The organism is Kitasatospora sp. NPDC001660, assembly GCF_053596725.1.
Window position 1 is genome coordinate 1 of the sequence record NZ_JBSFGU010000029.1, and the last position, 20,454, is coordinate 20,454.

The following is a 20,454-nucleotide window of genomic DNA, read 5'->3' on the forward strand; positions in this document are numbered from 1 at the left end:
TACTGCAGGGGGGACCCTGTGGGAGAGTAGGACGCCGCCGAACAATTCTTCTGAAGAACCCCCATCCGGATTCCGGATGGGGGTTCTTCGCGTTTACGGTGACGGCGACCCCCGGTGACGTATTGTCAGTCCATGGACGAACAGACAGCGGTCATTGCGAACAGCGTGCTCCGGCCCGAGCAGCGCGACGGTGCTCTGCGCGTGCTCGCGGATGCCCAGGACGTCGACGGCCGCGCGGCCGTGTCCGAGCAGGGCCGGCTCCGGCTGCGTTCCTCGGATGTGCCCCGCCCTGGCGTCACCCACTTCATCGAGGTTGATGACGAGGCCGTTGTCGCCTACGGCCAGCTGGAAGTCCCCCAGCTGGAAGCCCCCCAGGACGCGGCCCCGGAAGCCCACGCCAACCCCGCCGCCGAACTCGTGATCGCTCCTACCGTCCGCAGCCGCGGCCTCGCCCGCCCCCTGGTGGAGGCCGTGCTCGCGGAGGCCCACCGGGCCGGCCGGGACGCCGTCGACTTCTGGGTGCACGGAGGCCACCCGGCGGCCCGCCACCTGGCCGACCGGTACGGTGCCGAGCTGGTCCGCGAGCTGCGGCAGATGCGCCGCACCGGCCCGCAGACCGATACTGTTCCCCTCCCCGAGGGCGTCGAGCTGCGGACCTTCCGTCCGGGCGAGGACGACGCCGAGTGGCTGAGGCTGAACGCCCTCGCCTTCGCCCACCACCCCGAGCAGGGCGCCTGGACCCAGCGCGACCTGGCCGACCGGCTGGCCGAGCCCTGGTTCGACCCGGCCGGCTTCTTCCTGGCCACCCGCGACGGCAAGGTGGTCGGCTTCCACTGGACGAAGGTGCACGAGGCCACGGCCTCCGAGCCGGCGCTCGGCGAGGTGTACGTCGTCGGGGTGGACCCGGCCGAGCAGGGCAGCGGCCTCGGTCGCGCGCTGACCGCGGCGGGCCTGCGTCACCTGACCGGCTCAGGCCCCGGTGAGCGTGGACTGGAGACCGTACTTCTCTACGTCGACGCCGACAATCCGGCCGCCGTGCGGGTATATGAACGACTGGGATTCACCGTGCACGAGGTGGACCTCATGTATCGCGTCCAGTACCAGGCGGACCGGGCGGTCTAGCCGCAAGTGCCGGTCGGGGCAGGGTGCGGGGCGGCGCCGCTCCGGCCCCGACCGACTCAGCTTTCCTCCTGGCCATGCGGTGTTTACCGTGGATTCAATTGTTGCCGCGAAGATCACAGGATGAAGTCCGTAGTGTCTCGCTCGTGCAGCGGCGGCCGAAACACCTCGGCCGGTCCTGTACGGACCGCGCCGGGTGGGTGGACGTTGGCGTCGGGCGATGACGACGGTCCGCAGAGCCATTCGCGTTCGGACGCCGTCCTGCTGCTGGAGGAGCTGGAGCCCATGAGCATCCCTCGCCCCGTCTCTGCCCCGCTGTCCCCGCCGACCCGGATGTCGAATGCGCTCGGCCTGCCGCCGGAGCCGTCGACGGTGGACGAGCAGGACTTCGAGGAGCTTCCGCAGGGCCGGTTCCTGGACCGCGAACGGAGCTGGCTCGCGTTCAACGAGCGGGTCCTCGAACTCGCCGAGGACCCGCAGATCCCGCTGCTGGAGCGGGCCAAGTTCCTCGCCATCTTCGCGAGCAACCTGGACGAGTTCTTCATGGTCCGGGTGGCCGGCCTCAAGCGTCGGATCGCCACCGGCGTCGCCCAGCGCAGCGCCTCCGGCCTGCAGCCGCGCGAGGTGCTCGACCTGATCTGGACCCGCTCGCGCGAGCTGATGGCCCGCCACGCCGCCGCGTTCCAGCAGGAGGTGCTGCCGGACCTCGCCACCGAGGGCATCGAGGTGGTCCGCTGGCCGGAGCTGGCGGAGAAGGAGCAGGCCCGCCTGCACACCCTCTTCCGGCAGAAGATCTTCCCGGTCCTGACCCCGCTGGCGGTCGACCCGGCACACCCCTTCCCGTACATATCGGGGCTGTCCCTCAACCTCGCCGTGGTGGTGCGCAACCCGGTGTCCGGGCACAAGCACTTCGCCCGCGTGAAGGTCCCGCAGTCGCTCGCCCGTTTCCTGGAGGCCTCGCCCCAGCGCTACGTCCCCCTGGAGGACGTGATGGGCGCGCACCTGGAGGAGCTGTTCCCGGGCATGGAGGTGCTCGCGCACCACGCCTTCCGGGTCACCCGCAACGAGGACCTGGAGGTCGAGGAGGACGACACCGAGAACATCCTCAAGGCCCTGGAGAAGGAGCTGATGCGGCGGCGCTTCGGCCCGCCGGTCCGGCTGGAGGTCGAGGAGTCGATCGACCCCTACATCCTGGACCTGCTGGTGCGGGAGCTGAACATCACCGAGGCGGAGGTCTTCCCGCTGCCCGGCCCGCTCGACCTGACCGGCCTGTTCGGGATCTCCGAGCTGGACCGCCCGGAGCTCAAGTACCCGAAGTTCGTGGCGGGCACGGCCCGCGGGCTGACCGACGTCGAGTCGGCCTCCCAGCCGGACATCTTCGCCGCGATGCGCGAGCGGGACGTCGTGCTGCACCACCCGTACGACAGCTTCTCCACCTCGGTGCAGGCCTTCCTGGAGCAGGCCGCGGCCGACCCGGACGTCCTGGCGATCAAGCAGACGCTGTACCGCACCTCGGGCGACTCGCCGATCGTGGACGCGCTGATCGACGCGGCGGAGTCGGGCAAGCAGGTACTGGTCCTGGTCGAGATCAAGGCGCGCTTCGACGAGCAGGCCAACATCAAGTGGGCCCGCAAGCTGGAGGAGGCCGGCTGCCACGTCGTCTACGGCCTGGTCGGGCTGAAGACGCACTGCAAGCTGTCGCTGGTGGTCCGTCAGGAGGGCGACACCCTGCGGCGCTACTCGCACGTCGGCACCGGCAACTACCACCCGAAGACCGCCCGGCTCTACGAGGACCTCGGGCTGCTCACCTCGGACCCGCAGGTCGGCGCCGACCTCTCGGACCTGTTCAACCGCCTGTCCGGCTACTCGCGCCGCGAGTCCTACCGCCGTCTGCTGACCGCTCCGCGCGGCCTGCGCGACGGCCTGGTCTCGCGGATCCACAACGAGATCGCCCACCACCGCGCGGGCCGCCCGGCCTACGTGAAGCTCAAGGTCAACTCGATCGTCGACGAGGCCGTGATCGACGCGCTGTACCGGGCCTCGCAGGCCGGCGTGCCGGTGGACGTGTGGGTCCGCGGGATCTGCGCGATCCGCCCGGGCGTGCCGGGGCTGAGCGAGAACATCCGGGTCCGCAGCGTCCTCGGCCGCTTCCTCGAACACTCCCGCCTCTTCGTGTTCGGCAACAACGGCGATCCGGAGGTCTGGATCGGCAGCGCCGACATGATGCACCGCAACCTGGACCGCCGGATCGAGGCGCTGCTGCGGATCACCGATCCCGCACACCGCGCCGAGCTGTCCGGGCTGCTCGACCTCGGGGTGTCGGACGAGACCGAGTCCTGGCACCTCGGCCCGGACGGCGCATGGACCCGCCACTCGCAGGACGCCGAGGGCCGCCCGCTGCGGCACATCCAGGACCTGCTGATCGACTCGCGCCAGCGCCGCCGGGCCGCCACCTCCCGCTGACGCGACCACTGATGCGAGCCGCTGGAGCCGGCAGGGGAACGGCTCCGGCGGTCGGCCACCAGCCCCGGGGGACGGACCCGGGGGAACGGGGATCTACCACGCCATGACCGAAGCGCCGATGACGGCCCGGGCGGCCTCCACAGCGACCGCCGGGGCCATCCTCTCCAGCCATCTCACCGCCCAGGCCGGCGCGTTCCTGCGCGCCCTGCCGCTCGCGGTGGGCGAGGTCGGCGCCAGACCTGGCACGGCCGTCGTCCCGGCGGCCGGCACCGCCGACCTGCTGGGCGCCGTGCGGCGGATCGGCGGACTGCTGCACACCTTCGGCAGCGTCTTCGAGCAGACCTGGGCGCAGGAGTCGCGCACCGAGCTGCGCTGGCTGCTCAACCTGCTCGCGCTGGAGCCCGGGTACGTCCGGCGCTCCGCCCGGCTGCTGGGCGCGCTCGACTCGCTGAGCGGAACCGACCCGGACGGGACGGGCATGCTGGCCGGGCACGCAGGCGCGCCGAAGGCGCGGGCGCTGCTGGACCGGCAGCTGACGCTGGCCCGGACGAGGGCGCACTCCACCGTGCTCCAGGAGTTGCGGTCGGCCCGGCTGCACGCGCTGGCGGACCGGATGACACTGCTGGTCGGCGACGCGCCGCTGCTGGAGTCGGCGAACGCGCGGGCCGGCGCGGTGCTGATGCCGCAGGCGGCCGCCGCGTTCACCGCGCTGACCGCGAGCGCCGCCCAGCTGCCGCTCCAGCGCGCCGCCACGCCGTACGGCGGGGACGGGCTGCGCCGCCTGGGCGCCGTTCCGCAGGCCCGCGGCGCGGTGGACGCGGACACGGCGCTGGCGGCCGACGACGCTCCGTGGGCGCGGATGCGGATCCTGGTGAAGCGGGCCCGCTACGCGCTGGAGGTGTGCGGCCGCCCGTCGGTGGAGCTGGACGAGCTGGACGAGGTGCTGGGCCGGCACCAGGAGGCGGCGGACGCGGCGGTCACCGCGGCGACGGCGGCGCGCACGCCGCGGATCACCCCCGCCACCGCCTACGTGCTGGGCGTGGTGCATGCTGATCAACGACTGGAGGTCGAGGCGGCGCGGTACGCCTTCGGCCGCCGGTGGCCCGAGCTCCCGCCAGGCCTGGACGGCTGGCTGGAGATTCCCCCCGCCGAGGGCTGGGGGTATTCCCCCGCACCACGGACGGCATGAATTGCGCGATCGCTCGAGCTCCGGTCAGGCGGCGGAGCACGCCCCGGTGATCCTCGCCGCGGGCGCGGTGCTGTGGCTGCCCGGCCGGCCCAAGAAGAGCGGTCGGCTGGGGCGGCCCCGGATCGCGGTGATCCACCGGCCCAAGTACGACGACTGGAGCCTGCCGAAGGGCAAGCTCGACCCCGGCGAGGGCATGGCCGAGGCGGCGCTGCGCGAGGTGCGGGAGGAGACCGGGTTCACCTGTGTGCTCGGTCCGGAGCTGCCGGCGCAGCACTACCCGGTGCAGGGCCGTCGGAAGGAGGTCCGGTACTGGGCGGCGGTGCCGACCGCGGGGGCGTTCCGGCCGAACCGGGAGGTGGACCTGTTGGAGTGGCTCCCGGCGGGCAAGGCCCGCGTTCGGCTGACCCACGAGCGTGACCGGTTGCTGGTGGACGCCCTGCTGGCGATCCTGGGGGCGAAGCCGGTACGGAGAGACGGGTTCCGCTGGTGAAGGAACAGTGGAAGTGATCTCTCCGCGTTCTTGCCGTGACGCAACCGTTACTACCTGACCTAGTTTCCTGCCATCCGTTCGAGGTTCACTCCTCGTTCACTTGCGACCGGCTGTCGTGTCACCTACTCGGCCTAACTTCGGGACTACCGGAGGGCCGCACGGGCCCCGGACCACAGCAAAACCCCCGCGCTCCGCCGTGTCCGCACGGCCCGCGCGACGGGTAATGCCACAGAAAGGGACACCCCAGTGAAGCTCCAGCGGAACGGCCGCACCAAGGCCCTCGCGATCGGTGCCATGGCGCTCGTCAGCTCGCTGTCGCTCGCCGCGTGCGGCTCGGACAACAACAACACTGCCGGCGGGTCGGGTTCCAGCGGTTCCGCTGCCGCGCCCTCGATCAACTGTGGCAGCAAGCCCTCCCCGCTGCTGGGCGCGGGCTCCACCGCCCAGGGCAACGCCGTCGACGTGTGGAAGACCAACTTCGGCGCCTCCTGCTCCGGTGCCACGGTCAACTACAGCGGCGGCGGCTCCGGCGCGGGTGTCCAGCAGTTCAACCAGGGCAAGGTCCAGTTCGCCGGCTCCGACTCGGCCCTGAAGCCGGCCGAGGTCGACGCCTCCAAGGCGGCCTGCACCGGCGGCCAGGGCATCGACCTGCCGATGGCGGCCGGCCTGATCTCGCTCGTCTACAACGTCGACAACGTCGACAACCTGGTCCTGGACGGCCCGACCGCCGCCAAGATCTTCGACTCGCAGATCACCAAGTGGAACGACCCGGCGATCGCCGCCCTCAACCCGGGCGCCAAGCTGCCGGACGCCGACATCCAGTCGTTCCACCGCTCGGACGACTCCGGCACCACCGACAACCTGACCCACTACTTCGCCGCGGCCAGCGGCGGCGCCTGGTCCTACCCGGCCGCCAAGACCTGGGCCGGCAAGGGCGGCCAGTCGGCCAACGGCAGCGCCGGCGTCTCGGCCCAGGTGAAGCAGGTCAAGAACTCGATCGGCTACGTCGAGCTCTCCTTCGCGCAGACCAACAGCCTGAAGAGCGCCGCGATAAACACCGGTGCCTCCAAGCCGGTCGCCGCGACCGCCGAGAACGCCGCCAACACCTTCGCCAAGGCGAAGATCGCGGGCACCGGCAGCGACCTGGCGCTGAAGCTCGACTACGCGACCAAGGACGAGGGCTCCTACCCGCTGGTCCTGGTCACCTACGAGATCGTCTGCGACAAGGGCAACAAGGCGGACACGCTCGACACGCTGAAGGCCTTCCTGACCTACACCGCCAGCGAGGCCGGTCAGAAGGCGATCGGCGACAAGGGCTACGTCCCGCTGCCGAAGGAGCTGACCGACAAGGTCAACGCCGTCATCCCGACCCTGGCCTGACCCAGCAGGACCACCGGTGGTGCGGCCCCGTGAGCGAGGGGGCCGGGGCCGTCCCACCGGAACGCCCGACCCAGCAACACGTCCGGGGCACCGCCGCCATGGTGCCGCCCCCTCCCGGGGCGGCACCACCAGACCGGAGTAGACCAATGACTTCATCCCCCCCTGCCGCCCCGCGAGGCAGGGAACGCCGACAGCGCGACAGCCGCTTCGGCGACAAGATCTTCATGAACCTCGCCCGGGGCTCGGGCATCCTCCTGCTGGTCGTGATGGGCGCCATCGCCGGCTTCCTGGCCTGGCGCTCGGGCCTCGCGCTCAGCAAGAACGACGGCAACTTCCTCACCACCTTCGAGTGGACGCCGGACGCCCCGAAACCGGTCTTCGGCATCGCCGTCCTCGCGTTCGGCACCATCGTCAGCGCGCTCATCGCGATGGCGATCGCCGTCCCGGTCGCGATCGGGATCGCCCTGTTCATCTCGCACTACGCGCCGCGGAGGATCGCCCAGCCGTTCGCCTACCTGGTGGACCTGCTCGCGGCCGTCCCCAGCATCGTCTACGGCCTGTGGGGCGCGCTGTTCCTGGTCCCGCACATGGACGGCCTGACCAGCTGGCTCAACCAGTACCTGGGCTGGACGTACATCTTCGACCAGACCAAGGTCGGCACCACCCCGCGCAACCTGTTCACCGTCGGCATCCTGCTCGCGATCATGGTCCTCCCGATCATCACCGCGGTCTCCCGCGAGGTGTTCCGCCAGGTGCCGCGGATGCACGAGGAGGCGGCGCTCGCGCTCGGCGCGACCCGCTGGGAGATGATCCGCACCGCGGTGCTGCCCTTCGGCCGCCCCGGCATCATCTCGGCCTCGATGCTCGGCCTCGGCCGCGCGCTCGGCGAGACCATCGCCGTCGCCGTGGTGCTGTCCTCGAACAGCGTCCTCTCGCTGCACATCCTCGACCCGGGCGGCGGCACCTTCGCGCAGAACATCGCGCTGAAGTTCGCCGAGGCCGGCGACAACGGCCGCGACGCCCTGATGGCCTCCGGCCTCGTCCTGTTCGTGATCACCCTGCTGGTGAACGGTGCCGCGCGGCTGATCGTCGCCCGCCGCAAGGAGTACTCGGGGGCCGGAGCATGACCGCCGCTACCACGACCATCCCGGCGGAGGCCCGCCCGCTCGGCCACGCGCTGACCGCGAACCGCCTGCCCAAGTGGGCCCCGGCCGCCGTCGCGGCGGGCTCGATCGCCCTCGGCTGCGCCGTCGGCGCCGTCGGCGGCCTGGCCAGCCACCTGCAGTGGGGCCTGATCTCGGCGCTCCTCTTCGTCGTGATCGGCTACGTCCTCTCGGCCAAGGTCGAGGGCCGCCGCCAGGCCAAGGACCGCCTCGCCACCTCGGTGGTCTGGGTCGCCTTCATCCTCGCCGTCGTGCCGCTGGTCGCGCTGACCGTCTACACGGTCCAGCAGGGCGCCGGCGTGGTGAACGGGTACTTCCTGAGCCACTCGATGAAGGGCGTCATCGCCTCCGGCCCCGGCGGCGGGATCTACCACGCGCTGATCGGCACCCTCGAGCAGGTCGGCCTGGCCACCGCGATGGCCGCCCCGGTGGGTCTGCTCACCGCCGTCTACCTGGTCGAGTACGGCCGCGGCAAGCTCGCCAAGGTCGTCACCTTCTTCGTCGACGTCATGACGGGCGTGCCGTCGATCGTCGCCGGTCTGTTCATCCTGTCGCTCTGGAACCTCGCCCTCGGCTTCAGCTACTCCGGCTTCTCCGGCAGCCTCGCGCTGGCGATCCTCATGATGCCGGTCGTGGTCCGCTCCACCGAGGAGATGCTCAAGCTCGTCCCGAACGAGCTGCGCGAGGCGTCGTACGCGCTCGGCGTGCCGAAGTGGAAGACCATCCTGCGGATCGTCCTGCCCACCGCGATCGGTGGCATCACCACCGGTGTGATGCTCGCGGTCGCCCGCATCACGGGCGAGACCGCCCCGGTGCTGATGCTGGTGTTCGGCGCCGACTACATCAACAGCAACCCGTTCGACGGACCGCAGCAGTCCCTGCCGATGTACATCTGGCAGCAGTACTCCCTGGTCAACAACGACTTCGGCTACGCCCGTGCCTGGGGTGCGGCGCTGGTGCTGATCGCCTTCGTGATGGGGCTCAACCTCATCGCCCGGGGCATCGCACGCTGGCGCTCGCCCAAGGGCGGACACTGAGCGACCGACTGACGAAGACAGACGAGAGAAGCAACGATCATGGCCAAGCGCATCGACGTCAGCGGACTGTCGGCCTACTACGGCTCCACCAAGGCCATCGAGGACATCTCGATGAGCATCGAGCCCCGCTCGGTGACCGCCTTCATCGGTCCCTCCGGCTGCGGCAAGTCCACCTTCCTCCGCACCCTCAACCGGATGCACGAGGTGATCCCGGGCGCCCGCGTCGAGGGCAAGGTGCTCCTGGACGACGAGAACCTCTACGCCTCCAACGTCGACCCGGTCGCCGTGCGCCGCTCGGTCGGCATGGTGTTCCAGCGGCCGAACCCGTTCCCGACCATGTCGATCTACGACAACGTGGTCGCCGGCCTGCGCCTCGCGGGCGTGAAGAAGAAGGCCGTCCTGGACGAGGTCGTGGAGCGCTCGCTGAAGGGCGCCAACCTCTGGAACGAGGTCCACAACCGGCTGAACAAGCCGGGGGCCGGCCTCTCCGGCGGCCAGCAGCAGCGCCTGTGCATCGCCCGCGCCATCGCGGTCGAGCCGCAGGTCCTCCTGATGGACGAGCCCTGCTCGGCGCTCGACCCGATCTCCACCCTCGCCATCGAGGACCTGATCGGCGAGCTGAAGTCCCAGTTCACCATCGTCATCGTGACCCACAACATGCAGCAGGCGGCCCGCGTCAGCGACCGCACCGCCTTCTTCAACCTGGCCGGCGTCGGCCAGCCGGGCAAGCTGATCGAGCTGGACGACACCCAGCGGATCTTCTCCAACCCCTCGGTGCAGGCCACCGAGGACTACATCTCCGGCCGCTTCGGCTAGATCCGGAGACCGAGCTGCTCCACGGTGCTGCATGGCGGTGCCGCCGTGGAGCATGAGAAGGGCCCGCCCCCGAGATGTGGGGGCGGGCCCTGTCACTTCAGCGGGCTCAGCCCCAGAACAGGTGGACGAACCAGTACATCAGCGCTGCGACGATGGCGGCCGCCGGCATCGTGATGAACCAGCCGAGCACGATGTTCCCGGCGACGCCCCAGCGCACCGCGCGGACCCGCTTGGTGGCCCCGACGCCCATGATCGCCGCGGTGATCACGTGCGTGGTGGAGATCGGCGCCTTGAAGACGAACGACGTGATGTACATGATCGCCGAGGCGGTGGCCTCGGCCGCGAAACCCTGCGGCGGGTCCAGCTCGATGATCTTGCGGCCGAGGGTCCGCATGATCCGCCAGCCGCCCGCGTAGGTGCCCAGCGAGAGCATCGTGGCGCAGGAGATCTTCACCCAGACCGGGATGTCGCTGGTGGTCTGGTGGCCCGAGATGGTGAGCGCCATGACCACGATGCCCATGGTCTTCTGCGCGTCCTGCAGACCGTGCGCCAGCGCCATCGCCGCGGCCGAGGCGGTCTGCGCGACCCGGAAGTTGCGCTTGGCGCGGTGCGGGTTGGCCCGGCGGAAGATCCACAGGATCGCCAGCATCACCAGGAAGCCGCCGATCAGGCCGACCACCGGCGAGACGACCATCGGGATGACGATCTTGTCGAGGACGCCGCTCCAGATCACGTCGATCCCGCCGGCCAGCGCGGCGCCCACCATGCCGCCGAACAGCGCGTGCGAGGAGGAGGACGGCAGGCCGAAGTACCAGGTGGTCAGGTTCCACGCGATCGCGCCGACCAGGGCGGCGAACAGGACCGCCATCCCCTGGTTGCCGGTCGGGGTCTCGATGATGCCCTTGGAGACGGTGTGCGCCACACCGCTGCCGAGGAAGGCGCCGGCCAGGTTCATCACGGCGGCCATCGCGAGCGCGGCCCTCGGGGTCAGCGCCCGGGTGGAGACCGACGTGGCGATCGCGTTCGCCGAGTCGTGGAAGCCGTTGGTGTACGTGAAGAAGAACGCAACGCCGATGACGGCGATGAGTGCTGCCATGTCCACAGGGGTCAGGACTCCTTGACGGCGATGGTCTCCACCGTGTTGGCGACGTGCTCGAACGCGTCCGCCGCCTCCTCAAGGACGTCCACGACCTGCTTGAGCTTGAGCACCTCGATGGCGTCGTACTGGCCGGAGAACAGGTGGGCGAGCAGCTTGCGGTGGATCTGGTCGGCCTGGTTCTCCAGGCGGTTGACCTCGATCCAGTACTCGGTGAGGTTCGACATGCTGCGCAGGTTCGGCATCGCCGCGGCGGTGAGCTCGGCGGCCCGGGCGAGCACCTCGATCTGCTGCTCGATGCCCTTCGGCAGGGTCTGGATGTCGTAGAGGACGACCAGGTCGACGGCCTCCTCCATGAAGTCCATGATGTCGTCCAGCGACGAGGCGAGGCTGTAGATGTCCTCGCGGTCGAAGGGCGTGATGAAGGACGAGTTCAGCTGGTGGAAGACGGCGTGGGTGGTGTCGTCCCCGGCGTGCTCGGCGGCGCGCATGCGCTCGACGATCTCCGCGCGGGCCGACACGTCTGATCCCAGCAGTTCCAGCAGGAGCTTCGATCCGACGACGAGGTTCTCCGCGGCGGCGGCGAACATGTCGTAGAAGCTCGTCTCCTTCGGGGTCAGGCTAAAACGCACGGAAATCAATCTCCGATGTGCGGGGTAGGGACTGAACGATGCTAGGTGCAACCAAGCGCAATCGCGCAAACGGGGTGGTTCGGCAGGAGGCGGAACCTCCTCTTCCGTTCGGCTGTCGCACCGACGGACCCGGAGCGCACTTCCATGTGCGGAAGTGAGCCCCCAGTCTGACGGAACCTCGCCCGGATTGCCCTCGTCCTGCATACGGAAGACCGGGGCGCCGCCCAGACGGGTGAGCCCGGCCGGCGGGCCGCCCGCGTCCGTCCGCAGCCCCCCGTCCAAGCCCCGCCGGGCCCGGTCCGGTCCCAGGAACACCATGGACGGCCCCGGTGTTGGACACTGGTGGCCGACGCAGCCACCAGGCACTCAGACGAAGGCGGGCCGATGACCACGACGCAAGCGCGCACCGAGGCGGACCACGCGCCCGGCACCGAGCCGCACGCCGAGCAGACCCCGGCCGCCGCCGCAGCACACCAGGGCGGGCACGGCCCGCACGGGTACAGCGCGCAGAAGGACGCCCACCTCAAGCGGCTGCGCCGGATCGAGGGCCAGATCCGTGGGCTCCAGCGCATGGTCGACGAGGACGTCTACTGCATCGACGTGCTCACCCAGGTGTCCGCCAGCACCAAGGCCCTGCAGTCCTTCGCGCTCTCCCTGCTGGAGGAGCACCTGCGGCACTGCGTCGCGGCCGCGGCCGAACAGGGCGGCGCCGAGCTCGACGCCAAGGTGGCGGAGGCCACCGCCGCGATCAGCCGGCTGCTGCGCAGTTGAGCCCGCGGGCCCTACGGCCCGTCACACCGGTCAGCGTCCGGCCGGCCGGGCTCGGGCCGGTCGAGCAGCACCTCGTCGATCCGCTCGGTCGGCAGCCGGTCGCCGGTGCTGGCCGTCGCGGCGATCATCAGCTCGCCGGCCAGCTCGATCTCGTCGAGGGCCGCGTCGTCGTGGCCGTTGCTGCGGCCGCCCGTGGACGACACCACCTGCACCACCCCTTCAGTGCCTCGCCAGCCCGGGCGGCAGCCACCCGACGTCCAGCCTAGGCACTTCGGAGCCCGTCCACATGGCACGGACGGGCCATCTCGGCGCCGCCGAAACGGGTGACCGCGGCTCCCCGGACGGCCACCCGCTCCGGCGGCGCCCCGATACGCCCCGGCGCCGGAGCGCTGCCCCGACCGCCTACTTCGGGCTCTCCGTGGGCTTCAGGGCGAAGATGTCCGAGGCCGCCGGCTCGGCCGCCTCCACCGGTTTGCCGAAGTCCGTCAGCGCGATGGTCGAGGTGACCTTCACCTGGTCCTTGGCCTCCTTCGAACCGGCCACCCCGGCGAAGGTGAAGACCTCGACCACCTTGTGCAGTCGGCCCTGGTCGTCCAGCCAGGCGTCGTACGGGACGTCCTTGACGGTGAAGGTCTGGGCGCCCATCCGCAGGCCGTCGCCGCCCCGGCCGCCGGTCGCGTCGGCCGCCTTCGACAGGTCCAGGGTGCCGCGGTAGTGGTGCAGGGGGACCCCGTCGACCGTCTCGGCGCCGACCGCGTCCGCCTTCTGCACCCCGCGCAGCGCGCCCGCCGCGGTGGCCGGGTCGGTGGCGCCGCTGCTGACCAGGTTGCCGTCCGGCAGCTGGCGGACGTCGAGCTTGACCCACTTGCCCTCGGGCACCTTGGCGCCGCTGTTCTGCAGGTAGACCGTGCCCGGCAGGAACACCTCGACGATCTTGCCGGTGGTCGCCGCGCCGGGCGGCACCGCGATCTCCAGGCGGCCGATCCGCTTCACGTAGTCGTAGCCGCCGGTGCCGGCGAAGACGGCCTTCTTCTCGGTCGACTCGGTGGTCAGCTCGGTGGCCGTGTGCGCGGAGCCGGTGCGGCCGGTGATGTCGGCGGCGTTGCGGACGGCGGTGACCGGGTCCGCGGCGAGCTGATCGGGGACGCTCTGGTCGGACGAGCCGCCGCCGGACCCGCCCGAACAGCCGGACAGTGCGGTCAGGGCGGCGGCGAGCAGGGCGGCCCCGGCCGCCGAGCGCAGGTGTGGCACCGGCCGGCGCCCCGGCCGTTCGGTGCGCTGCTGGTCGGTCATCTTCATCCTCGCGACAACCCCCTCGGGCCCGACTGCCCTGCCGGACACCACCGGGTGGGCAGGGCTCTTGTCGGGCAAACGAGTCGGGGCTCGGATGGTTACGCCGAACCCGGGCGCGGAGGGCGTCGCGGGCTGGGGGCCCGGCACGCTACCGTGAACGACGTGCACAGTGAGTTGTCGGCCGCGCCCGGCACCCGGATGCCCGAGCACCGCGTCGCGATCAGCGAACGGGGGTCCTTCGCCTACGCGACCTGCAGTTGCGGCTGGTACTCCCCGGCCCGCCGCTCGCGCGACCTGGCCCGCCGCGAAGGGGCGGACCACCTCTCCGGCAGCGGGGGCGAACCCGGGTAGCCGCTCAGGCCGCCAGGTCCGACTCCGGCGGCTGCTCGTCCGGGCGGACGGCCCCGCGCTCGCGGCCGCGCCGACGGCCGCGCGGAGCGCCGCCGCGCTCGGGCGCCCGGATCAGCGGGGCGACGGCGGTGCGGGTCAGCGCGTGGCACAGCGGGACCAGGACGGCCATCGCGATCGGCGCCAGCAGCAGCACCACGGCGGTGGCGAGCGCGTAGCCGCCGATCACGTCGGTCGGGTAGTGGACGCCCATGAACATCCGGCAGAAGCCCTGCAACAGGGCGAGCCCGCCGGCGATCCAGCCGAGCCGCCGGTTCACCAGGAAGAGCGACACCGCGACGCCCATCGTCATCGTCGAGTGGTCGCTGACGAAGGAGTGCGTGCCGGCCTTGCCGTCCACCAGGACGAGCAGCCCGCCGTGGTCCACGAACGGGCGCGGGCGGTTCACGATCGCGGCGATCGGCAGGTTGGCCAGCTCGGCGATGGCGACCGACAGCGGCACCCAGAGCAGTCCGGCGATCGCCACCGGCGCGTCCGGACGGCGTCTGGCCTGGAGCCAGCCGACCAGGCCGAGCATCGCCAGGCCGATCAGGATGCCGTACTCGCCGATCCACGAGACCAGGTGGTCCAGCCACTGCGGGGAGCTCTTGGCCAGACCGTTGACGGCGTAGAGCAGGCCGAGGTCGGGGTTGGTCGTGTCGGCAAGCGGCGTCGACACGCCGCACCTCCTTCTGGTCCGCTGCAGCACCTTGTACGTTCCGGCCGGGCGGCCCGCCCGGCGCGATGAGCTGACGAGGGGCCATCAGATCCAACGTCATCGCCGGGGCACAGCGTTCCACGTAAACGCGTGGTTATGGAAACTTGACTCAGCGTCCACAGCGCACTCACACGCCCGGGGCTTCGCGGGCTCAGGGCTTTGCGGTCGGTTGACCCGTCGGGCGGGCGGCCGGTGGGGGTGTCGGCGGGACGGTCGGCTGGCCGGTGGGCGGCGGATTCTGCGTGGTCGGGACGGGCGGCGCCGTCGCCGCATGGGGAGCCGCGGAAGGTGCGGTGGGAGGTGCGGCGGGAGGGGTGGCCTGCTGGGGTGCCGCGGCGGCGGTCGCGGTGGGGGAGGCGGGCGCGTCCGGGGTGGCTCCGCTGCTGATGCCGCCCTTGCCCGTGATGCTGCCGTCCGCGTTGCGCACCGGAAGTGCCTCCGCGCCGTCCGAGGTGACCCGCGTCGCGCCGATGTACTCCCTGGTGTCGATCTTGTCGTAGCGGATCACCGCGCCGGTGTGCGGCGCGTTGATCATGTAGCCGCCGCCGACGTAGATCCCGACGTGGTGGATGCTGCGCGGATCGTTCAGGTCCGTCGCCCAGAACACCAGGTCGCCCGGCCGCAACTGGTCCCGCGAGGGGTGCGGCCCCGCGTACCACTGGTCGTTGGCCACCCGGGGCAGCGTGATGCCCACCGTCGCGAACGCGGCCACGGTGAGGCCCGAGCAGTCGAACCGCCCGTCCTGCGACGGCAGCCCGTCACCGCCCCACAGGTACGGCGTGCCCAGCTTCGTCTGCGCGAAGTAGATCGCGCCGGCCGACTGCTGCGACACCTCCACCGGCGCGGTGGGCGCCGTGAAGCTGCGCGCCAGCGCCTTGATGTTCTTCACGTACCCCTGCGTCTCCTTGTACGGGGGCACTCCGTTGTACTTCTCCACCGCGTACGGGCCGGCGTTGTACGCGGCCAGCAGGTTGTCCTGACGGTCCCCCGGGACCTTGGCGACGTCCCTGGCCAGCGCGCAGTCGTAGTTCGCCGCGGAGGCGATCGCGTCCGCCGGGTCCCAGATGTCCTTCCTGCCGTCGCCATTCGCGTCGACGCCGTAGATGTCCCAGGTGCCCGGCAGGAACTGGGCCATTCCCAGCGCCCCCACACCGGAACGGGCCTGCGGGTCGAAGCCGCTTTCCTGGTACAGCTGCGCCGCGAGCATCGGCGGGGAGATCTCCGGGCAGAGCGCGCCCCACTTCTGGATCATCCCCTGGTACGTCGCGGGCACCGAACCCGCCGACAGTGCAGCGCGATTGGCCGTCTGCTGCGGTGTCCCGCTCGCCGCGTACGTCCCGACCGTCACCAGCCCGATGAACCCGATCCCGGCAACTCCCGCCGCAGCGGCGGCCGTACCGGCCTTCCGGAGTACCATCAGCACCATCCCGACGAATCGTCAGTCGAAGTGTTCCGGAAGGCGTTGCTCACCGCAATCATCAGAGATACAAAGAGTGAGCGCTATCCTTCGTACGGTGGACATCCTCGCGTACGTGTCCGATGCCTCACGACCAATACGCGAGAAGTAGCCAAGTCGACATCAGATCTGGCCAAGAATAGGCACCGACCCTTCGCGCGGGCGGGGTCGGGGCCCTTGAATTTGCCTGATCGGGCGGTGAGATGGAAATGAACCTGAGCAGCGTGCAGAGCATCGCGATCGGCCACCTGGCCGAGGACCCTCCAAAGAAGCCGAATATCGACACCATCATCGGCGGGATCGCCCCGGACTGGGGCCCGTTCGCGACTCTCGGGTCGGAGGCCCGGGTGATGGTCGAGGTCATCATGGCCGTCGCCATCCTCGTCTGCCTCGGCATCGCCGTCTGGGGAGCCGCCAAGCAGCGGATCGGTGCGACCGCCATGCGGGACAGCTTCGGCGCCGAACAGGGCAAGGGGCTGATCATCGCCGGGCTGACCGGCGTGTTCATCATCGGATCACTCGGCACTCTGTTCACCATTGTCTACGGCATGGCGATCTGACGATCGGACAGCAGTAGTCCTGCCGACCTGAGGTCCTGAGGTCAGGTCTCCGCCCGGACCGCCCGGAGTCCGCCCGCCAGGAGTCCATCCCCGTTCCCATCCTCCGTCCGCGCCCGCCCACGGCCGGAGGGCCCCCGGAGCCGCCCGGCTCCCCGCACCAGGAGGGCCGCCGTGCCGTTGTCCGACGACCAGCCGCACACCCGTACGCGGCTACCGGTCGGCGAACAGCCCTCCTCGCAGCTGAACGGGCGTCAGCCGAGACCGCTCCGTGCCCTGCTGACCGTCCTCGTCGTCGTCACGCTGCTCGTCGTCGCGATCTCCATCGCCAACCACGGCAAGCCCGCCCCGGGGAACAACGCCCGCTCCTCCGACAACGCCACCCCCACCGCGCCCTCCGGCGTCGGCCCCGTCCCCAGCGGCGACCAGCCCGTCGGCACCACCACCAACGGCATCCCCAGCGGCTTCGCGCACACCGACCAGGGCGCCCAGTCCGCCGCCACCAACTACGCGGTGGCCATGGGCGGAGCCGACATGTTCCGCACCGACACCCGCCACACCATCGTCACCACCATCGCCGACCCGGCCGCCCTCCCCACCCTCCAGTCCCGCCTGGACCAGGGTTTCGGCGGCGACACCGCCACCCGCTACGGCCTCGACCCACAGGGCCGCGCCCCGAAGGGCCTCACCTTCGTGAGCCGCACCATCCCGGTCGGCACCAAGCAGGTCGGCTACAGCGATGCCGAGGCCAAGATCGATGTCTGGTGCACCGGCCTCACCGGCCTCGCCGGCGAACGCTCCGTCCAGCCCGTGACCACCAACTGGTTCACCCTGACGCTCTCGCTCCGCTGGACGGCCGGCGACTGGAAGCTCAGTGACTACGCCAGCCGGCAGGGCCCCGCGCCGATGCCCGGAGACCAGCAGGCCGCCACCGCCGACGAGATCACCGGCGCCGTCCAGCAGTTCGGGGGGTTCCGCTATGCCCGTTGATCAGACCACACGCCGCTCCATCGTGCGCCGCGCGGCCACACTGGCAGGCGCTATGGCCAGCCTGCAGCTGGCCGCGCTGCTGACGGCCCAACGGGTCTTCGCGGATCCTTCGCCGACACCCTCCGCCACCCCGACCTGTCAGAAGGTCGATCTACCGATCCCCGGCAGTGACGCGGGTTGTGCCCCGAACGGGGCCGTCGTGATTCCGGGCAGCGGCACCGTCGGCACCGTGACCGATCCGCTCGGGTCGTTGGCCAAGGGGTGTGCGCAGGCGGCGGCTTGGGTTGTGCGGAAGTTGTCGGGGGCGATCGACGGGACGACGCAGGTGGACTTCACCAATGCGTCGTTCCTGCAGCAGTACGCGGTGGTGTTCGCGGCTTCGACGATCATCACGCTGGTGCTGTGGCTGCTCGCGGTGACGAAGCGGGCGGTGCGCGGGGTGCCGTTGACGACGGCGATCTCGGAGGCGATCGGGTTCCTGTGGCTGACGGTCGTGGCGTCCGCGTTCACGCCGTTGATCCTGTACACCGTGGTGAGCGCCACGGACGGGTTGACCAAGGCGATCGCGGTCGGGACGAAGTCGGACACCGGGACGTACCTGGGCGGGTTCGCCGACACCCTGGAGAAGGGGGACACGGGCGGCGGGCCGCTGATCCTGATCATCGTGTCGCTGGTGGCGGTGCTGGCGGCGGCGGTGCTCTGGATCGAGCTGCTGATCCGGGCGGCGATGCTGTACGTGGGCGCGCTGCTGGGGACGGCGGTGTACGCGGGGCTGGTGGACAAACAGCTGTGGAAGCACGTGCGCCGCTGGGCGGGGGTGATGGTGGCGGTGGACCTGGCGAAGCCGATCATCGTGATCATCCTGGGCCTGGCGGGTGCCGTCGCGACCGGTGCGGGGGCGAACGACGACTTCGCCCGGGTGCTGTCCGGGCTGGCGATCCTGTTCCTGTCGATCTTCGCGAGCGCCACCGTGTACCGCTTCGTACCGGGTTTCGGCGACGAGATGCTGAACATGCGCCGGGCCCGGGCCAGCGCGGTGTCGGCCGGGTCGGCGATGATCAACGGCACCGCGAACCTGATGAAGCAGGGCATCACCACCCACGGCGATCGCGGTCCGCAGGCGGCCGGCACGGGCGGCGGGGGTGCGGGCGGGGGTTCGGTCGCGCCCGGCATCGCCGCGCACGCGGGCCGCACGCCGGCCCCGCCGCCGCAGGCCGGGCCGCCGCCGCAGGCTCCGGTTCCGATCCGCGACAGCAATCCAGCGAAGGGGGGGTGACGGGTAAGTGAGCAGCGAACCGCTCGGCCAGTACGGTGCCCAGTACGCCCAGCCGTACGTGCACCAGCGCCGCACCTACCTGATCGGCAAGGCCCGCCCGAACGCGCCGATCGGCCGCAACCGGGAGACCGGCGAGATCCTGATGATCATCTTCGGGGCGTTCCTCGGCATGCTCTGGGGCCTGCTGATGCCGGTCCTGGGGCTGCGGATCGCAGGTCTGGTCGGCCTGCCCGCGCTGGCCATCGCGGCGGTCTACGTGCCGTACCGCAAGCGGACGTTCTACAAGTGGGTGGAGATCAACCGCACCTACCGGCGGACGGTCCGCAGCGGCCGCGCGGTGTGGCGTTCGGACGTGATGGACGCCGGCACCCGGCTGGACGGCCGGGAGGTGGAGGTCGGCCCGCCGCCGGGCGTGGGGCGGCTGCGCTGGCTGACGGCGCCGTTCGGGCCGGACGAGGTCGGGGTGCTGATGCACCTGGAGCGGCGCACGGTGACGGCCGCGATCGAGATCGAGGGCCCGGGTGTGGGCCTGCGCGACTCGGAGGACCAGGAGGCATTGGTCGACCGGTTCGGCACGCTGCTGAAGCACGTCGCCAACGGGGACGGCTTCGTGACCCGGCTGCAGATCCTGGCCCGTACCCTGCCGGCCGACCCGGACGCGCACGCCAAGGACGTCGAGCGGCGCGGTGACCGCGATGCGCCGCGCTGGCTGCAGGAGTCGTACGACCAGCTGCAGTCGATGGTGTCGACCTCCTCGGAGCAGCACCGGGCGTACCTGGTGGCCTGCATGCACTACACCCGCGACCTGGCGGCCGAGGCGCACGCGATGGGCCGGACGGCGACCGGCGGGCGGGCCCGGGACGACGAGGGGCTGGCGGCCGTGATGGCGCGCGAGCTGACCGACATCTGCGCCCGGCTCGCGGAGGCGGACATCCGGGTGCGCCAGCCGCTGGGCCAGGCCCGGCTGTCCTCACTGCTGCACTCGATGTACGACCCGGACCACCCGATCGACCACATCCAGGCGATGTCCCGGCGCAACGCCTGGCCGGCCGAGCTGGACGCGACCCACCCGCAGTACCTGCAGGCGAAGACCCGCGAGTCGGTGACCCGGGAGCCGTGGTGCCACGCCACCGCGTGGGTCAAGGAGTGGCCGCTCACCCCGGTGGGCGTCAACTTCCTGGCGCCGCTGCTGGTGCACACCCCGGACGTGATCCGGACGGTCGCCGTGACGATGGACCTGGAGCCCACCGACGTCGCGATCGAGCGGATGCTGACCGAGAAGACCAACGACGAGGCGGAGGCGAGCCGCGCGGCCAAGATGAACCGCACGGTCGACCCGCGGGACCTGGCCCACACCGGCCGGGTCGACCAGCGCGGTGACGACCTGGCCTCCGGCGCGGCCGGGGTGAACCTGGTCGGCTACATCACGGTCTCCTCGCGCAACCCCGAGGCGCTGGCCCGCGACAAGCGGACCATCCGGGCCTCGGCCGGCAAGAGCTACCTCAAGCTGGAGTGGTGCGACCGCGAGCACCACCGGGCCTTCGTCAACACCCTGCCGTTCGCCACCGGCATCCGCCGCTGACCGCCGCGCGCGTCCACCCGCTGCGCCATTCCACCCACT

The 20,454-nt window shown here is 71.1% G+C and carries 19 protein-coding genes and 1 pseudogene; 14 read left to right on the forward strand and 6 right to left on the reverse strand.

Annotated features, from left to right (window positions below):
* Positions 1-132: 132 nt before the first annotated feature.
* The 8 genes from mshD to pstB all read left to right on the forward strand — a co-directional run bounded on the left by mshD (position 133) and on the right by pstB (position 9,657).
* A complete protein-coding gene (gene mshD, locus ACWCXH_RS26630; protein WP_449803995.1) occupies positions 133-1,122 on the forward strand; it encodes a mycothiol synthase in 990 nt (329 codons plus the stop codon).
* 282 nt (positions 1,123-1,404) lie between these two features.
* On the forward strand, positions 1,405-3,582 hold the full coding sequence (locus ACWCXH_RS26635; protein WP_449803996.1) for an RNA degradosome polyphosphate kinase: 2,178 nt from the start codon (positions 1,405-1,407) through the stop codon (positions 3,580-3,582).
* Positions 3,583-3,685: 103 nt separating this feature from the next.
* Entirely contained in the window at positions 3,686-4,771 is a 1,086-nt protein-coding gene (locus ACWCXH_RS26640; RefSeq protein ID WP_449803997.1) for a CHAD domain-containing protein, read from the forward strand.
* Between the two features lies 1 nt (position 4,772).
* Complete coding sequence (locus ACWCXH_RS26645) at positions 4,773-5,261, forward strand: NUDIX hydrolase (protein ID WP_449803998.1); 489 nt, start codon at positions 4,773-4,775, stop codon at positions 5,259-5,261.
* Between the two features lie 246 nt (positions 5,262-5,507).
* Positions 5,508-6,641 carry a phosphate ABC transporter substrate-binding protein PstS gene (pstS, locus tag ACWCXH_RS26650; protein ID WP_449803999.1) on the forward strand — a complete coding sequence of 378 codons (1,134 nt, stop codon included), beginning with the start codon at positions 5,508-5,510 and terminating at the stop codon, positions 6,639-6,641.
* Between the two features lie 146 nt (positions 6,642-6,787).
* Entirely contained in the window at positions 6,788-7,768 is a 981-nt protein-coding gene (gene pstC / locus ACWCXH_RS26655; protein WP_449804000.1) for a phosphate ABC transporter permease subunit PstC, read from the forward strand.
* Positions 7,765-8,841, forward strand: a complete 1,077-nt coding sequence (pstA, locus tag ACWCXH_RS26660; RefSeq protein WP_449804001.1) for a phosphate ABC transporter permease PstA — start codon at positions 7,765-7,767, stop codon at positions 8,839-8,841. The genes pstC and pstA overlap by 4 nt, the downstream gene beginning before the upstream one ends.
* 39 nt (positions 8,842-8,880) lie before the next feature.
* On the forward strand, positions 8,881-9,657 hold the full coding sequence (gene pstB, locus ACWCXH_RS26665) for a phosphate ABC transporter ATP-binding protein PstB (RefSeq protein WP_449804002.1): 777 nt from the start codon (positions 8,881-8,883) through the stop codon (positions 9,655-9,657).
* Positions 9,658-9,763: 106 nt separating this feature from the next.
* Here pstB and ACWCXH_RS26670 read toward each other — a convergent pair whose 3' ends face one another.
* Together ACWCXH_RS26670 and ACWCXH_RS26675 are read right to left on the reverse strand one after the other, a co-directional pair.
* The gene (locus ACWCXH_RS26670; protein ID WP_449804003.1) at positions 9,764-10,759 is read right to left on the reverse strand and encodes an anion permease; all 996 of its coding nucleotides are present in this window, start codon (positions 10,757-10,759) and stop codon (positions 9,764-9,766) included.
* A gap of 5 nt (positions 10,760-10,764) precedes the next feature.
* A complete protein-coding gene (locus ACWCXH_RS26675) occupies positions 10,765-11,385 on the reverse strand; it encodes a DUF47 domain-containing protein (RefSeq protein WP_360263985.1) in 621 nt (206 codons plus the stop codon).
* 384 nt (positions 11,386-11,769) lie between these two features.
* Here ACWCXH_RS26675 and ACWCXH_RS26680 point away from each other — a divergent pair, with 384 nt between their 5' ends.
* Complete coding sequence (locus ACWCXH_RS26680; RefSeq protein WP_449804004.1) at positions 11,770-12,156, forward strand: metal-sensitive transcriptional regulator; 387 nt, start codon at positions 11,770-11,772, stop codon at positions 12,154-12,156.
* Positions 12,157-12,167: 11 nt separating this feature from the next.
* On the opposite strand, the gene ACWCXH_RS26685 is transcribed toward ACWCXH_RS26680, so the two are convergent.
* A complete protein-coding gene (locus ACWCXH_RS26685; RefSeq protein ID WP_449804005.1) occupies positions 12,168-12,362 on the reverse strand; it encodes a hypothetical protein in 195 nt (64 codons plus the stop codon).
* Between the two features lie 196 nt (positions 12,363-12,558).
* Positions 12,559-13,449 (reverse strand): hypothetical protein, encoded by an 891-nt coding sequence (locus tag ACWCXH_RS26690; protein WP_449804006.1) that lies wholly within the window; start codon positions 13,447-13,449, stop codon positions 12,559-12,561.
* A 162-nt stretch (positions 13,450-13,611) separates the two neighbouring features.
* On the opposite strand from ACWCXH_RS26690, the gene ACWCXH_RS26695 reads away from it, so the two are divergent.
* Positions 13,612-13,800 (forward strand): hypothetical protein, encoded by a 189-nt coding sequence (locus tag ACWCXH_RS26695; RefSeq protein WP_449804007.1) that lies wholly within the window; start codon positions 13,612-13,614, stop codon positions 13,798-13,800.
* 4 nt (positions 13,801-13,804) lie between these two features.
* On the opposite strand, the gene ACWCXH_RS26700 is transcribed toward ACWCXH_RS26695, so the two are convergent.
* A complete protein-coding gene (locus tag ACWCXH_RS26700) occupies positions 13,805-14,515 on the reverse strand; it encodes a phosphatase PAP2 family protein (protein WP_449804008.1) in 711 nt (236 codons plus the stop codon).
* A 466-nt stretch (positions 14,516-14,981) separates the two neighbouring features.
* A pseudogene (locus ACWCXH_RS26705) lies at positions 14,982-15,971 on the reverse strand (C40 family peptidase); the annotation flags it as partial.
* Positions 15,972-16,219: 248 nt separating this feature from the next.
* On the opposite strand from ACWCXH_RS26705, the gene ACWCXH_RS26710 reads away from it, so the two are divergent.
* The 4 genes from ACWCXH_RS26710 (at position 16,220) to ACWCXH_RS26725 (ending at position 20,415) form a co-directional block, all read left to right on the forward strand.
* Positions 16,220-16,570: a hypothetical protein gene (locus tag ACWCXH_RS26710; protein WP_449804009.1), complete on the forward strand. Its 351-nt coding sequence runs from the start codon at positions 16,220-16,222 to the stop codon at positions 16,568-16,570.
* 171 nt (positions 16,571-16,741) lie between these two features.
* A complete protein-coding gene (locus tag ACWCXH_RS26715; RefSeq protein ID WP_449804010.1) occupies positions 16,742-17,557 on the forward strand; it encodes a hypothetical protein in 816 nt (271 codons plus the stop codon).
* The gene (locus ACWCXH_RS26720) at positions 17,547-18,833 is read left to right on the forward strand and encodes a hypothetical protein (protein WP_449804011.1); all 1,287 of its coding nucleotides are present in this window, start codon (positions 17,547-17,549) and stop codon (positions 18,831-18,833) included. The genes ACWCXH_RS26715 and ACWCXH_RS26720 overlap by 11 nt, the downstream gene beginning before the upstream one ends.
* 7 nt (positions 18,834-18,840) lie before the next feature.
* Positions 18,841-20,415 (forward strand): SCO6880 family protein, encoded by a 1,575-nt coding sequence (locus tag ACWCXH_RS26725; protein ID WP_449804012.1) that lies wholly within the window; start codon positions 18,841-18,843, stop codon positions 20,413-20,415.
* The last annotated feature ends 39 nt before the right edge of the window (positions 20,416-20,454 follow it).

What these genes read in the sequence shown, in the direction of transcription:
- ACWCXH_RS26635 (WP_449803996.1), top strand. Translation starts at nt 1,405, where the DNA reads ATGAGCATCCCTCGCCCCGTCTCTGCCCCGCTGTCCCCGCCGACCCGG.
- mshD (WP_449803995.1), top strand. Translation starts at nt 133, where the DNA reads ATGGACGAACAGACAGCGGTCATTGCGAACAGCGTGCTCCGGCCCGAG.
- pstA (WP_449804001.1), top strand. Translation starts at nt 7,765, where the DNA reads ATGACCGCCGCTACCACGACCATCCCGGCGGAGGCCCGCCCGCTCGGC.
- pstC (WP_449804000.1), top strand. Translation starts at nt 6,788, where the DNA reads ATGACTTCATCCCCCCCTGCCGCCCCGCGAGGCAGGGAACGCCGACAG.
- pstB (WP_449804002.1), top strand. Translation starts at nt 8,881, where the DNA reads ATGGCCAAGCGCATCGACGTCAGCGGACTGTCGGCCTACTACGGCTCC.
- ACWCXH_RS26640 (WP_449803997.1), top strand. Translation starts at nt 3,686, where the DNA reads ATGACCGAAGCGCCGATGACGGCCCGGGCGGCCTCCACAGCGACCGCC.
- ACWCXH_RS26690 (WP_449804006.1), bottom strand. Translation starts at nt 13,449, where the DNA reads ATGACCGACCAGCAGCGCACCGAACGGCCGGGGCGCCGGCCGGTGCCA.
- ACWCXH_RS26720 (WP_449804011.1), top strand. Translation starts at nt 17,547, where the DNA reads ATGCCCGTTGATCAGACCACACGCCGCTCCATCGTGCGCCGCGCGGCC.
- ACWCXH_RS26680 (WP_449804004.1), top strand. Translation starts at nt 11,770, where the DNA reads ATGACCACGACGCAAGCGCGCACCGAGGCGGACCACGCGCCCGGCACC.
- ACWCXH_RS26710 (WP_449804009.1), top strand. Translation starts at nt 16,220, where the DNA reads ATGAACCTGAGCAGCGTGCAGAGCATCGCGATCGGCCACCTGGCCGAG.